The organism is Agrobacterium sp. CNPSo 3708, assembly GCF_028674915.1.
Classification (GTDB): Bacteria; Pseudomonadota; Alphaproteobacteria; order Rhizobiales; family Rhizobiaceae; genus Agrobacterium; species Agrobacterium cavarae.
Genome location: NZ_JAQZSF010000003.1, coordinates 127,737 through 140,357, shown reverse-complemented (window position 1 = coordinate 140,357; position 12,621 = coordinate 127,737). Strand labels below are relative to the sequence as shown.

General features: G+C 58.3%; 13 protein-coding genes. 11 read left to right on the top strand and 2 right to left on the bottom strand.

Features of this window, described 5'->3' with window-relative positions; translation table 11 throughout:
- Positions 1 to 9 precede the first annotated feature (9 nt).
- The 8 genes from xdhC to PVA19_RS08180 all read left to right on the top strand — a co-directional run bounded on the left by xdhC (position 10) and on the right by PVA19_RS08180 (position 8,207).
- A complete protein-coding gene (xdhC, locus tag PVA19_RS08215; RefSeq protein ID WP_274101961.1) occupies positions 10 to 834 on the top strand; it encodes a xanthine dehydrogenase accessory protein XdhC in 825 nt (274 codons plus the stop codon).
- Positions 835 to 876: 42 nt separating this feature from the next.
- Positions 877 to 1,164 carry a type II toxin-antitoxin system RelE/ParE family toxin gene (locus tag PVA19_RS08210; RefSeq protein ID WP_274101960.1) on the top strand — a complete coding sequence of 96 codons (288 nt, stop codon included), beginning with the start codon at positions 877 to 879 and terminating at the stop codon, positions 1,162 to 1,164.
- A gap of 3 nt (positions 1,165 to 1,167) precedes the next feature.
- Positions 1,168 to 1,461 (top strand): addiction module antidote protein, encoded by a 294-nt coding sequence (locus PVA19_RS08205; RefSeq protein WP_113180633.1) that lies wholly within the window; start codon positions 1,168 to 1,170, stop codon positions 1,459 to 1,461.
- A gap of 379 nt (positions 1,462 to 1,840) precedes the next feature.
- Entirely contained in the window at positions 1,841 to 2,734 is an 894-nt protein-coding gene (locus tag PVA19_RS08200; RefSeq protein ID WP_274101959.1) for a LysR substrate-binding domain-containing protein, read from the top strand.
- 112 nt (positions 2,735 to 2,846) lie between these two features.
- Complete coding sequence (puuD, locus tag PVA19_RS08195) at positions 2,847 to 4,094, top strand: urate hydroxylase PuuD (protein WP_274101958.1); 1,248 nt, start codon at positions 2,847 to 2,849, stop codon at positions 4,092 to 4,094.
- Positions 4,091 to 5,401, top strand: a complete 1,311-nt coding sequence (gene guaD / locus PVA19_RS08190) for a guanine deaminase (RefSeq protein WP_274101957.1) — start codon at positions 4,091 to 4,093, stop codon at positions 5,399 to 5,401. The genes puuD and guaD overlap by 4 nt, the downstream gene beginning before the upstream one ends.
- A 218-nt stretch (positions 5,402 to 5,619) precedes the next feature.
- Positions 5,620 to 7,590: a methyl-accepting chemotaxis protein gene (locus PVA19_RS08185; RefSeq protein WP_274101956.1), complete on the top strand. Its 1,971-nt coding sequence runs from the start codon at positions 5,620 to 5,622 to the stop codon at positions 7,588 to 7,590.
- Between the two features lie 230 nt (positions 7,591 to 7,820).
- Complete coding sequence (locus PVA19_RS08180) at positions 7,821 to 8,207, top strand: ester cyclase (protein ID WP_274101954.1); 387 nt, start codon at positions 7,821 to 7,823, stop codon at positions 8,205 to 8,207.
- A 15-nt stretch (positions 8,208 to 8,222) separates the two neighbouring features.
- On the opposite strand, the gene PVA19_RS08175 is transcribed toward PVA19_RS08180, so the two are convergent.
- Complete coding sequence (locus PVA19_RS08175; protein ID WP_274101953.1) at positions 8,223 to 8,612, bottom strand: RidA family protein; 390 nt, start codon at positions 8,610 to 8,612, stop codon at positions 8,223 to 8,225.
- Positions 8,613 to 8,730: 118 nt separating this feature from the next.
- Between PVA19_RS08175 and PVA19_RS08170 the strand changes: the two genes are divergently transcribed.
- A complete protein-coding gene (locus PVA19_RS08170) occupies positions 8,731 to 9,627 on the top strand; it encodes a LysR family transcriptional regulator (RefSeq protein WP_274102266.1) in 897 nt (298 codons plus the stop codon).
- A gap of 75 nt (positions 9,628 to 9,702) precedes the next feature.
- Here the strand turns inward: PVA19_RS08170 and bdcA are convergent, their stop codons facing one another.
- Positions 9,703 to 10,410, bottom strand: a complete 708-nt coding sequence (gene bdcA / locus PVA19_RS08165; protein ID WP_113261603.1) for an SDR family oxidoreductase — start codon at positions 10,408 to 10,410, stop codon at positions 9,703 to 9,705.
- Positions 10,411 to 10,488: 78 nt separating this feature from the next.
- On the opposite strand from bdcA, the gene PVA19_RS08160 reads away from it, so the two are divergent.
- Both PVA19_RS08160 and PVA19_RS08155 read left to right on the top strand, forming a co-directional pair.
- Positions 10,489 to 11,091, top strand: a complete 603-nt coding sequence (locus PVA19_RS08160) for a TetR/AcrR family transcriptional regulator (RefSeq protein ID WP_274101952.1) — start codon at positions 10,489 to 10,491, stop codon at positions 11,089 to 11,091.
- Between the two features lie 132 nt (positions 11,092 to 11,223).
- Positions 11,224 to 12,366, top strand: coding sequence for an alpha-hydroxy acid oxidase (locus PVA19_RS08155; RefSeq protein WP_062426306.1), 1,143 nt, complete (start codon positions 11,224 to 11,226; stop codon positions 12,364 to 12,366).
- Positions 12,367 to 12,621 lie beyond the last annotated feature (255 nt).

The window sequence follows — 12,621 nt, the reverse complement described above, 5'->3', positions numbered from 1 at the left end:
GCGAGAGCCGTGAGCCAAACACTGACCGTGTTCCTCTCCGAAGGACCTGCGATCCTCGTAGAGATCGAGGCAGTCAAGGGCTCGTCGCCGCGCGAGGCTGGGACCTTCATGCTGGTGTCGGCCACCCGCATCTGGGAAACGATCGGCGGTGGACAGTTCGAATATATGGCGATCGATCACGCCCGTGCCATGCTGGATGGCAGGGCGGAGATAGACGTGCTGGACATTCCGCTCGGTCCGGAAATTGGCCAATGCTGCGGCGGACGAACCCTTCTGCGCTTTACCAAGGTGACGGAAGCGGTCGCGGTCGCGCTGAGCAAGCGAATGCAAGACGCGGAGGATCAGCAACCCGCCGTCTTCGTCTTCGGTGCCGGCCACGTGGGCAAGGCACTGGCAAACAGCCTGTCGCTTCTGCCTGTGTCCGTCTCGGTGATCGAAACCCGACGGGAGGAGTTGATCGGGCTCCCCGGCACCGTTTTGACGCATCTGACACCCATGCCCGAAGCGATGGTGAAGGACATCCCGGCAGGCGGCGCGGCAATCATCGTCACCCATGATCACGCGCTGGACTTCCTGATCGCCAAGGAAGCACTTGGCCGGGGCGATCTTGCCTATGTCGGCATGATCGGATCGAAGACCAAGCGCGCCACCTTCGCCAACTGGCTCGCCCGCGAGGGGCATGTCGGCACGCTCGACAATCTCGTGCTGCCCATCGGCGGCACGCTCGTGAAAGACAAACGCCCCGCCATCATAGCGGCCTTGGTAACATCCGAAGTGCTGGTAGCGATCCAGCAATATTCAGTTTTCCAGATCAGGTTAAACCCGCAATTGTAATCTAAAGATTACAATTCTTGACATCCCCAGTCTCCGAGCATTATGATAAAGATCCTTAAAACAAATGCGTTTTCGGACTGGTTCACATCTCTACGAGACAAGAGAGCGCAAGCGCGAATTCAAGTGCGGATCGATCGCTTGTCTGTCGGCCTATTCGGTGATGTGAAATTCTTCGATGGTATCGGTGAAGTGCGGGTAGACTACGGTCCCGGATACCGGGTTTACTTCACACGTAAAGGCAACGAGATCATTATTCTTCTTTGCGGAGGCGATAAGGGCTCTCAACGACGAGACATTGAACGCGCATTGATGATGGCTAAGGATCTTTAAGATATGACGGAAATCAGTGCATGGGATCCTGTCGATTTTTTAAACAGCGACGAGGCGATCGTTGCTTACCTTGAGGCCTCGTTTGAAGATGGCGATCCGAAAATCATCGCGGTCGCTCTCGGCAATATCGCGAGAGCCAAGGGAATGAGCCAGATCGCCAAAGAAGCGGGCATCACCCGCGAAGCTCTTTACAAATCGCTGAGCGAGAAGGGTGATCCCAAACTTTCCACCCTGATAGGCGTGATGAAGGCGCTTGGCCTGCGCCTCTCCGTCACCTCCGACGAAGAGGCTGCGTGAGGTCGGACCAAGTCTGAAAGATCGTGAGACGCTTTAGATGACCTTCATAGCGGCCTTGGTAACATCCGAAGTGCTTCACGCAATTCATCGCTTTGCTGCACGGGCTCAGGTCCAATCCGGTTCCGCCCTTCGATAAGGCCAAGATCGCGCTTCAGGTGGTCGCTCAACTCCTCATCGTGAAGCGTGTTCGATGGCGTGTACCCCTCCCCGAACCAGTCTGTGTTCCATAGCCACGCGAATATGCGCAGCCAGACGTTTAACGCCGTGGCACCCATCGTTCTGTCTCCTCAGATGGTTTGATGCTGTGAGGAGAATTTGCTTGATTTTGCCGCTGATAACCAATGAAACATTGGACAGCATGAATAAAGAGAGCTTATCCATGAAGATGTCGAGAAACTTTCCCCTGAATGCGCTTCGCGTCTTCGAAAGTGCGGCTCGGCATTTGAGCTTCACCAAGGCGGGTGACGAGCTTGGCATGACGCAGACGGCGGTCAGCTACCAGATCAAGCTGTTGGAAGACTATGTCGGGGCGACTCTGTTCGTCCGTCGGCCAAGGCAGGTCACGCTCACCTCGGCGGCGGAGAAGCTGGCGCGACAGACATCCGAAGCCTTGACCATGCTGGAAGCAGCCGTTGCCGATACGAGGAAGAGCGTCTCCGATGTGCTGACGATCTCCGCCACGCCCACCTTTGCTCAGCAATGGCTTGCCCGGCGGCTCGGCAGTTTTCAGGAGGCCAATCCCAAGACGGCCGTTCACCTTGCACTCAGCAACGAGATCGTCGATCTCTTGCGCGAAAACATCGATGTCGGCATTCGCTGGGGCAAGGGTAACTGGCCGGGATTGATCGGCCACCGCATCATGCGCCTGGATTTCGCGCCGGTCGTCAGCCCGATTCTTGTGGAAAAGATGGGCGGCTTGAAAGAGCCAGCCGACCTCCTGAAGCTGACCATCATCAGCCCGCAGGACCGGTGGTGGAAGCACTGGTTCCGCGAAGCCGGCGTGCCGGACACCGATCTCGACAGCCGTACCGGCAGCAGCTTCGGCTTTCAGTATCTCGAAGCCGCGGCTGCCATGGCAGGACATGGCGTCGCCATCGTCAACCCCACCCATTTTGCCGAGGATATGGCCGCCGGGCGACTGATCCAGCCCTTCGACCTCGTCTGCAATGACGGGCACGACTACTGGCTGGTCTATCCGGAAAGCCGCCGAAATGTGCCGAAGATCAAGATCTTCAGGGACTGGATCCTCTCGGAATTTGCCGACGCTGTTTGACGGATGAGACGACCTGCCTAAACCGCACGACATTCCTGCGCAAAACACCGCATTGCCTCTTCCATCGCACAACGATTTTTCGCATTGTGCGATGCAAAGACAGGGGAACAGAATGTACGAATACGCCATTGCGTGGGAATGGATGGCCTTTGCCGTTCGCTGGCTGCATGTGATCACCGCCATTGCCTGGATCGGCTCTTCCTTCTACTTCATCGCGCTCGATCTCGGGCTGGTCAAACGCCCGAACATGCCACCGGGCGCCTATGGCGAGGAGTGGCAGGTGCATGGCGGCGGCTTCTATCACATCCAGAAATATCTGGTCGCGCCCGCACAGATGCCGGAACATCTCACCTGGTTCAAATGGGAAAGCTACGCCACCTGGCTCTCCGGCTTTGCCATGCTCTGTATCGTCTATTACGGCGGTGCCGATCTCTTCCTCATCGACCATTCGGTGCTCGAGCTCACGCAGCTCCAGGCGATCGGCCTGTCGCTCGCCTCGCTTGCCGTCGGTTGGCTGTTTTACGATTTCCTCTGCAAATCCCCGCTCGGCAACAACACCTGGGGCCTGATGATCGTGCTCTATGTGGCGCTGGTCGCGATGGCGTGGGGCTATACGCAGGTCTTTACCGGCCGCGCCGCCTTCCTGCATCTTGGCGCTTTCACCGCCACCATCATGTCGGCCAACGTCTTCATCATCATCATCCCCAACCAGAAGATCGTCGTCGCAGATCTGATTCCCGGTCGCACGCCCGACCCGAAATATGGCCGCATCGCCAAGCAGCGTTCGCTTCACAACAACTATCTGACGCTGCCCGTCATCTTCTTCATGCTGTCCAACCACTATCCGCTGGCTTTCGCCACGCAGTTCAACTGGGTCATTGCAGCGCTGGTCTTCCTCATGGGCGTGACGATCCGTCACTGGTTCAACACCACCCATGCCCGCAAGGGCAAGCCGACATGGACGTGGCTCGTCACCGCCATCATTTTCATCCTCATCATGTGGCTCTCCACCGTGCCGAAGGTACTGACAGGCGAACAGGAAGCCGCTGCAGCAAAACTATCGCCTGCCCAGCAAATCTTCCTCACAGACGCGCATTTCGCCAGCGCCCGTGACGTGGTCCAAGGACGCTGTTCCATGTGCCATGCCGCCGAGCCGGTATGGGAGGGCGTTCCCTTTACGCCGAAGGCTGTGAAGCTTGAGACCGATGCCCAAATTGCCGCCCATGCGCGGGAAATCTATTTACAGGCGGGCCGCTCCCATGCCATGCCCCCCGGCAACATCACGGCGATCACGCCACAGGAACGCAAGGTGCTGACCGCATGGTATGAAAGCGCCGTTTCTGAAGGAAAGACTGAATGAGCATGCTGCTGCTGCGCGGACGCCTTTTGAGCTTCAAGCGCGCCCCCCTCTCCATCGACGACACCGCAAGCTATCTCTATATCGAGGATGGCGGATTGCTGGTCTCCGAGGGAAAGATCGCAGCGATCGGCGAGTATACCGATATTCGCGCCCAGGCGTCCGAAGACGTGACGGAGAAGGATCACCGCCCTCACCTCATCGTGCCGGGCCTCATCGACATGCATCTGCACTTTCCGCAAATGCAGGTGATAGGCTCCTATGCGGCAAACCTCCTGGAATGGCTGAACACCTATACGTTTCCGGAAGAATGCCGTTTTGTCGAAAGCGCGCATGCTCAGCGTATCGCGACGCATTTCTACGATGAGCTGATCCGCCACGGCACCACCACGGCGGTCGCCTATTGCTCCGTCCACAAGACGTCTGCCGATGCCTTCTTTGCCGAAGCCCTCAAGCGCAACATGCTGATGGTCGGCGGCAAGGTGATGATGGACCGAAATGCGCCGCAAGGGCTCCTGGATACGCCGGAACTCGGCTATGACGAGACGCGCCAGGTGATTGCCGACTGGCATGGCAAGGGCCGCAACCATGTCGCCATCACCCCGCGCTTTGCCATCACGTCAACACCAAAGCAGATGGAAGCTGCCCAGGCCTTGGCGCAGGAGTTCCCCGATCTCTTCATCCAGACGCATCTTTCGGAAAATCTCGACGAGATCAAATATACGTGCGAACTCTACCCTGAAGCGATCGACTACACTGACATCTATGTTCGCTACGGCCTGATGGGCAACAAGACGCTGCTTGGCCACGCCATTCATCTGTCCGATCGCGAAGCTGACGTTCTGTCGGAGACGGGCGCTGTCGCCGTCCACTGCCCAACCTCCAACCTCTTTATCGGCTCCGGTCTTTTCCCGATGAAGAAGCTGCAACGGCGTGAGAAGCCGGTGCGCATCGCGGTCGCGACCGATATTGGCGGCGGCTCCAGCTACTCCATGCTGCGCACGATGGATGAGGCCTACAAGATCCAGCAATTGCTCGGAGAGCGGCTGAACCCGCTGGAAAGCTGGTATCTGATGACCCGCGGCAATGCTGAAGCCCTGTCCATGGTGGACAGGATCGGCACGCTCGACGCCGGGACCGATGCCGACATCACCGTCCTCAATGCCTCCTCCACGCCAGCCATGGCACTGAAGATGGAAGTGGTCACATCGTTGACGGAAGAACTGTTCCTGATGTTGACGATGGGTGACGACAGAACTGTCGTTGAGACCTACGTCTCTGGTACGCCATTTAAATCGGAATTGTCTTAATAAAGGCATCATCAATATTAAGCGGCCTTAAGAAATCTTCATTATATTTAAACTATAACTATTTTATCGTGTGATGGACGATCATACGGCGCCATGATGGCTGATTTCGATCGCCATGTGGACACTCCATCTGCCCGACCCCTACGGTGGCGCCGATCTTCGGCTCCCAAAATACTGCCTCCGTGTCGTACTGGCCTTTCTTGAACGGAATAGAATAGATGTCATTTTTGAGGAACGCCGGTATTCGGACGAAGATCCTTGCGGTCGTGCTGCCATTATGTGTGGTGGGACTGAGCGCTACAGCTTACATTGCGTACAATTACAACCGCGCAGACAACGACTATTCGAGTTTTATTGTCCAGGACAATGCCGGTGCGCTTTCGCTGGCGCGTGGCACCCGAAACCTGACCGCTATTGCCTACGCCGCTTATGAGACACTCATTTACGACAGCGGTACGCCTGGCATGGCCTCGGCCATCGCACTTTATAATGACAGCAAGGAAAAGTTGCTGCTTCGTTTCAGAGACGCGGGCGAGCGTATCCCCAGTGAGAAGGCCGCCGTCGATGGCCTGATCAGCCGTGCGCAAGATATCATTGCAGTGACGGACGAAGCCGTAAAATTGGGTCAGGTGGATCGCAACAACGAAGCAAAGGCCTTGCTGGCGAAAGCAGACGCTTTAATACTCCCACTGGCCCAAGACGCGGCCAAACTCCTGGACGACAAGACAAAATATGTGGCCGAAAGAAGCAGCGACCTCAGCAATCAGACCGCTTCCACGATCTTCTGGTCGGTCACTTTGGCGTGCATTTCCTTTGCGCTCGGAATCATCGCGTCGCTCGTCGTTGCGACCAAGGGCATCATCACCCCCATCGCCAAATTGCGCGAGCGTATGACGTCTCTGGCCACCGGTGAAACTGAGGCGCCAGTTGAAGGTCAGGATCGCAATGACGAAGTCGGCCAGATGGCGAGAGCCGTCTCCGTATTCCGCGACAACGCGCTGGAAAAGCAGCGGATGGAAAAGGAAGCCGCTGCCAATCTCAGCCTCACGGAGAAGGAACGTGCAGAGCGCGAAGCGCAGAAGGCGAGAGACGCGGCTGACATTCAGTTCGCCGTCGATCAACTGGCAAATGCGCTGAACAAGCTGGCAGCGGGCGATGTCGCCTACCGGATCGATACACCATTCGTGCCACATCTCGATGCATTGCGCAGCAACTTCAACAGTTCCATCGGCAATCTGAATGATGCGCTGCGGGCCGTCGGACAAAACGCCCGGGGCATTGATGCCGGTGCCAATGAAATCCGTGCCGCGGCAGACGATCTTTCCAAGCGTACCGAACAGCAGGCAGCGTCCGTCGAAGAGACCGCCGCCGCTTTGGAAGAAATCACCACAACGGTGAAAGACTCCAGCAGACGCGCGGAAGAGGTCGGCAAGCTGGTGGACAAGGCGCGCAACGGCGCTGAAAAATCCGGCGATGTCGTTCGCAAAGCCGTTACCGCCATGCAGGAGATCGAACGCTCTTCGGGAGAGATTACCAACATCATTTCCGTCATCGATGAGATTGCCTTCCAGACCAACCTTCTGGCCCTGAATGCAGGCGTCGAGGCCGCACGTGCGGGTGAAGCCGGCAAGGGCTTTGCGGTGGTTGCCCAGGAAGTGCGTGAACTGGCGCAGCGCTCGGCAAAGGCCGCCAAGGAAATCAAGGAACTCATCACCAATTCCGGAACGCATGTTCGCTCGGGCGTGGAACTCGTCGATGAAACCGGCCGCGCGCTCGAAGTCATTGTGAGCGAAGTGCAGGAGATCAATCGTCACGTCAATGCGATCGTCGAATCCTCGCGCGAACAGTCAACCGGACTCCAGGAGATCAACACGGCCGTCAACTCGATGGACCAGGGAACGCAGCAGAATGCGGCGATGGTCGAGCAATCCACCGCGGCCAGCCACAGCCTTGCCAAGGAAGCGGCATCGCTGAACCAGTTGCTGTCTCGCTTCAATCTTGGTGAAACGGCTGGTTGGAACCGCAGCACGGCAGCACCGGTAGCAGGCACACCCAAAGCCGCCACAAGCGCCTCCAAGCCTGCCGCTTCGCCTGCCCATGCCCTTGGTCGCAAGGTCGCCAGCGCGTTTGGCGGTGGTGCTGCTGCGGCAGCCGCAACAGCCGCTTCCGCCAGCTGGGAAGAGTTTTAAGACAAACGCCTCCAGCGAAACATACGCGAACAGGCGGCCTTGAGCCGCCTGTTCTGCTTTTGCCACCTTGGTTTTATTGATGGCAGCTCTCTCGGGATCGGAATACCATCCGCTTGAAGTCCGGAGTTTATCGATTTTGAATTTCTGATTTAGCGATAAGCGGAACTCTTGCAGCGAATCCGACTTCAGATGACGGGACACTCCCGTTTCAACAGCAGGGACCGATTTGAATGACGCAACTCGCCGATCACTATCGCGCCTATATTGCCTGCCTGAACGATCAAAGTTGGGATGATCTCGGGACATTCGTTGCCTCCGACGTGACGCATAATGGCCGGAGCTTCGGGCTCGATGGTTACAGTAGCATGCTGATCAACGACTTCGAGACGATTCCGGATCTTTCCTTCAAGATCGGGCTCCTCGCCTGCGATCCGCCCTTCATCGCGGCGAGGCTGGAATTCGACTGCGCGCCGAAATCCATGTTCCTCGGACTTCCCATCAATGGACGGCGCATTTCCTTCGCCGAAAACGTCTTCTACGAGTTCCGCGATCTGCATATCGTCTCTGTCTGGTCCGTGATCGACAAGACTGCAATTGAGGCCCAACTGAGCCATTGATCCGCCACTTCATGCTCAAGGAAGACGCGCGATCACCTTGATTTCGAAGTCGAAACCGGCAAGCCAGTTTACGCCGACCGCAGTCCAGTTCGGATAGGGCGCCTGCGCAAAGATCTTGTCTTTGACGGCAAGCATCGCCTCGAATTGCTGTTCCGGATCGGTATGGAACGTCGTCACGTCAATGATGTCCTCAAACGTGCCGCCGGCGGCCTCCAACACCGCTTTCAGATTGTTGAAGGCCAATTCAACCTGCTGTCCGAATTCCGGCTCGGGCGATCCATCCTCGCGCACGCCAACCTGTCCGGAAACGAACAGAAGGTCGCCGGATCGAATAGCGGCAGAATAGCGGTGCATGTCGTAAAGTGCCTGACGACGGGCCGGGAAAACTGCTTCGGGCTTTGTCATGTGCTTCTCCTTCGTGAAATGGCCGGGATCGTTCACCTCGGCTGTTGGAGAGATAGCAATGACGCATAGATGCGATTAGGCGTTGAAGTTGGGATGTGCTCATGCAAAATTCCCATCAATCATGCGTCCACCCCTGACCGAACTCACCGCCTTCATGGCCGTCGCCACCCACCGCAGCTTTCGTCGTGCGGCGGACGAGCTTGGAACGGCGCCGTCCACATTGAGCCACACCGTGCGCGCGCTCGAGGAACGCCTTGGCGTGCGGTTGCTCAACCGGACGACCCGCAGCGTCTCGCCCACGGAAGCGGGACTTTCACTGCTCAATCGGCTGCACAAGGTGATGAATTCATTGGATGAGGCGCTCGATGCCACGGCTGCCTTTCGCGGCAATGTGGCGGGGCGAGTGAGGATCAACGCGCCGCGTGTCACCATTGCCTATCTTGTGCGGGAAATCCTGCCGCTGATGACGGAGCGGTATCCGGATGTCGAGGTCGATCTCGTGGCAGATGGCCGGTTGATCGATATCGTGTCCGCTGGCTTCGACGCCGGTGTTCGCCTGATGGAGGCCATCCCGAAGGACATGGTCGCCGTCCCTTTCGGCAAGCCCGTGCACTTTCTCTGCGTCGCCTCACCCGCCTATCTCGAGCGCGCCGGAGAACCGCTCACGCCGCACGATCTCACTCAACATCGCTGCATCGGCCACCGCCTGCCGAGCGGCAAGCTTTACAAATGGGAGTTCGAGCGCGCTGGACAGGAACTCACCGTCGAGACGAGTGGGACGGTGGTCCTTGATGACGAGGATCTGATGATCGAGGCCGCCGCAAGTGGCCTGGGGATCGCCTATGTCGTCAGCTGGATTACCGAACCCGCAATCGCCGCCGGCCAAGTGAAACCGGTGCTCACGTCCTGGATGCATGCGCCTGAGAGAATGGCGTTCTATTATCCGGGCCATCGATCGGTTCCGCCACCGCTGCGCGCCTTTATCGACGTGGTGAAATCCCAGCCGACCGCATAAGCCGACCGCGGCTGGTGGCTCTTATCCCGTAGGAAAGGCGAAGGAAGCCACCCGGCTCCCTCCGCCCTGTTCACATCAGGCACCAAAGGCGCCGTCGATCGTGTGCATCGCGCCGGTCACGAAGCCCGCTTCCGGGCCGGAAAGCCAGGCCACCATGCCGGCCACTTCTTCCGGGCGGCCATGGCGCTTGATCGCCATGAAGCTGTGCATCAGATCCTTCATCGGCCCACTTTCAGGATTGGCGTCGGTATCGATCGGGCCAGGCTGCACGACATTGATGGTGATGCCTCGGGGTCCGAAGTCACGCGCAAGCCCTCTTGCGAGTCCCTGCAGCGCCGACTTGCTGACCGCATAGGACGCCATGCCAGGCACCGGCATCCGGTCGCCATTTACCGAGCCGATGACGATGATGCGCCCGCCGTCCGGCATCTGCCGCGCCGCCTCGACCGATGCGTGATAGGGCGTCTGGATGTTGATCTGGAAAAGACGATCGATTGCATCCGGGTCCTGTTCGAGGGCATCCCCGAAGATGGCGATGCCGGAATTGACGACCAGGATATCAAGAGGGCCGCTCTCGCGCACGACCTTGATAACCGCATCTCTGTTAGCGCTATCGGCCTGGATAGCGGTGCTTCCCGTTTCGCTCGCCAGGCTCTCCGCCGCATCTTTCGAGGCGCCATAGGTGAATGTGACCTTCGCGCCATCGGCTGCGAAACGGCGCACGATGGCAGCGCCGATGCCACGGCTGGCGCCGAGCACCAGAATGGATTTTCCTTCGAACATGGTCTGTGCTTCCTTGAAGATTAACGTAATGATCGATACATAAATACCCAAAGAGTATCTTGGTCAAGGCATTATGTAATGAACGATACAAAAATCTCCAAGCCCCGAGGCCGCCCGCGCCGCTTCGATCCTGACGAGGCCGTTACAACGGCAAAGCATCTCTTCCACGCGCGCGGCTTCGATGCGCTGGGTGTCGCGGAGATCACGGCGGCACTCGGAATCAACCCGCCAAGCTTTTACGCCGCCTTTGGCAGCAAGCTCGGTCTCTACCGGCGGGTCCTCGATCAGTACAACAGGACCGACGCTATCCCGCTGCCAGATCTGTTGCAGTCGGATAGGCCCATCGGCGAAAGCCTGACGGCGGTGATGGAAGATGCTGCGCGGCGATATGCGGCAGATCCCGAGGCCAGAGGATGTCTGGTGATCGAAAGCACCCGCTGCGATGATGAGGATGCCCGAAACGCCGCAAGGGTGTTCTACGCGGCGGCAGGCCAGGTCATCCGATCTCACATCGCCCAAAAATTTCCCGACAAGGCAGATCGGCTGGCCGACTTCGTCTGCTCAAGCATGGCCGGCCTTTCTGCCATGGCGCGCAACGGAGTAAGCCTCGCGCGCCTGCTGGACATTGCACGGCTGGCGGGCAAGGCAGTCGAACTGGAGCTTCATTCCGCGAACGGATGAATGCTGCTTTGCCCTTGCGGCGTAACACGCGAGGTGAGCACCCTTTCCTGACCGCTTGCGCAACGATTCCGGTGACATGGTGCCGAAATCCGTGCTATGGCCGACTGTCATTCAAATTTGAAGGCTTTATCCATGAGCAAAATCCTCACCATCGCGGACCTGAAGAAGCAGGCGCAACGCCGCGTGCCGAAAATGTTCTTCGACTATGCCGATAGCGGCGCATGGACCGAAGGCACTTACCGCGCCAATGAGGACGATTTTCAAAAGATAAAGCTGCGCCAGCGCGTGCTGGTGGACATGACCAATCGTTCGCTGGAAACGGAGATGATTGGCGAGAAGGTCTCGATGCCGGTCGCCCTCTCCCCAACGGGCCTCACCGGCATGCAGCACGCCGATGGTGAGATGCTGGCGGCCAAAGCCGCCGAAGAGTTCGGTGTTCCCTTCACCCTTTCGACCATGAGCATCTGCTCGATCGAGGATGTCGCCTCCGTCACCTCGCGACCCTTCTGGTTCCAGCTTTACGTGATGAAGGACCGCGACTTCATCAACAACCTGATCGACCGGGCAAAGGCCGCCAAGTGCTCGGCGCTGGTCCTGACGCTCGACCTTCAGATCCTCGGCCAGCGCCACAAGGATCTGCGCAACGGCCTTTCTGCCCCGCCGAAATTCACGCCCAAGCACATCTGGCAGATGGCGACGCGGCCGAAATGGTGCCTCGACATGCTGCAGACCAAGCGTCGCAGCTTCGGCAACATTGTCGGCCATGCCAAGAATGTGTCCGATCTTTCCTCCCTCTCTTCCTGGACGGCAGAGCAGTTCGACCCGCGCCTCTCCTGGAAGGATGTGGAATGGATCAAGGAACGCTGGGGCGGCAAGCTGATCCTCAAGGGCATTCTCGATGAGGAAGATGCCCGTGCTGCGGCTGACACGGGTGCGGATGCCATCATCGTCTCCAACCATGGCGGTCGTCAGTTGGATGGCGCACTCTCCTCCATCGCCATGCTGCCGAAGATCGTCGATGCCGTGGGTGACAGGATCGAAGTCCATATGGATGGCGGCATCCGTTCTGGTCAGGACGTGCTGAAAGCCATCGCGCTCGGCGCCAAGGGCACCTATATCGGCCGCCCCTTCCTCTACGGTCTCGGCGCAAACGGAAAGCTTGGCGTGACGACGGCGCTCGAGATCATCCGCAAGGAAATGGACATCACCATGGCGCTCTGCGGCAAGCGTCTGATCACCGATATCGATCGCAGCATCCTCGTTCAGAACGCCTGATCATCGCACCACCGCACCGATCCGACGTTCCGGCGCCCTCACAATGACGTGAGGGCGACATGCCTGTAGGCGGCTCTCAAGATGGACGCCGGTTGATCTGCCGAGCGCTTCTGCCACCTGCCGTGTGGACGACCCGCCTTGTGTGGTGAGCACCTAAAAAACCCCGGAAACTCAGCACTCCTAGATGGCCCTTCCGCGTGATTGCTATCGTGCCGAGCCCCCTGACACAGCCGTCCGAAGCACTGCAGAAACCCT

Coding starts and splice junctions, on each gene's coding strand:
- PVA19_RS08210 (WP_274101960.1), top strand. CDS start 877: ATGATAAAGATCCTTAAAACAAATGCGTTTTCGGACTGGTTCACATCT.
- PVA19_RS08205 (WP_113180633.1), top strand. CDS start 1,168: ATGACGGAAATCAGTGCATGGGATCCTGTCGATTTTTTAAACAGCGAC.
- PVA19_RS08200 (WP_274101959.1), top strand. CDS start 1,841: ATGAAGATGTCGAGAAACTTTCCCCTGAATGCGCTTCGCGTCTTCGAA.
- puuD (WP_274101958.1), top strand. CDS start 2,847: ATGTACGAATACGCCATTGCGTGGGAATGGATGGCCTTTGCCGTTCGC.
- guaD (WP_274101957.1), top strand. CDS start 4,091: ATGAGCATGCTGCTGCTGCGCGGACGCCTTTTGAGCTTCAAGCGCGCC.
- PVA19_RS08185 (WP_274101956.1), top strand. CDS start 5,620: ATGTCATTTTTGAGGAACGCCGGTATTCGGACGAAGATCCTTGCGGTC.
- PVA19_RS08180 (WP_274101954.1), top strand. CDS start 7,821: ATGACGCAACTCGCCGATCACTATCGCGCCTATATTGCCTGCCTGAAC.
- PVA19_RS08175 (WP_274101953.1), bottom strand. CDS start 8,612: ATGACAAAGCCCGAAGCAGTTTTCCCGGCCCGTCGTCAGGCACTTTAC.
- bdcA (WP_113261603.1), bottom strand. CDS start 10,410: ATGTTCGAAGGAAAATCCATTCTGGTGCTCGGCGCCAGCCGTGGCATC.
- PVA19_RS08160 (WP_274101952.1), top strand. CDS start 10,489: ATGAACGATACAAAAATCTCCAAGCCCCGAGGCCGCCCGCGCCGCTTC.
- PVA19_RS08155 (WP_062426306.1), top strand. CDS start 11,224: ATGAGCAAAATCCTCACCATCGCGGACCTGAAGAAGCAGGCGCAACGC.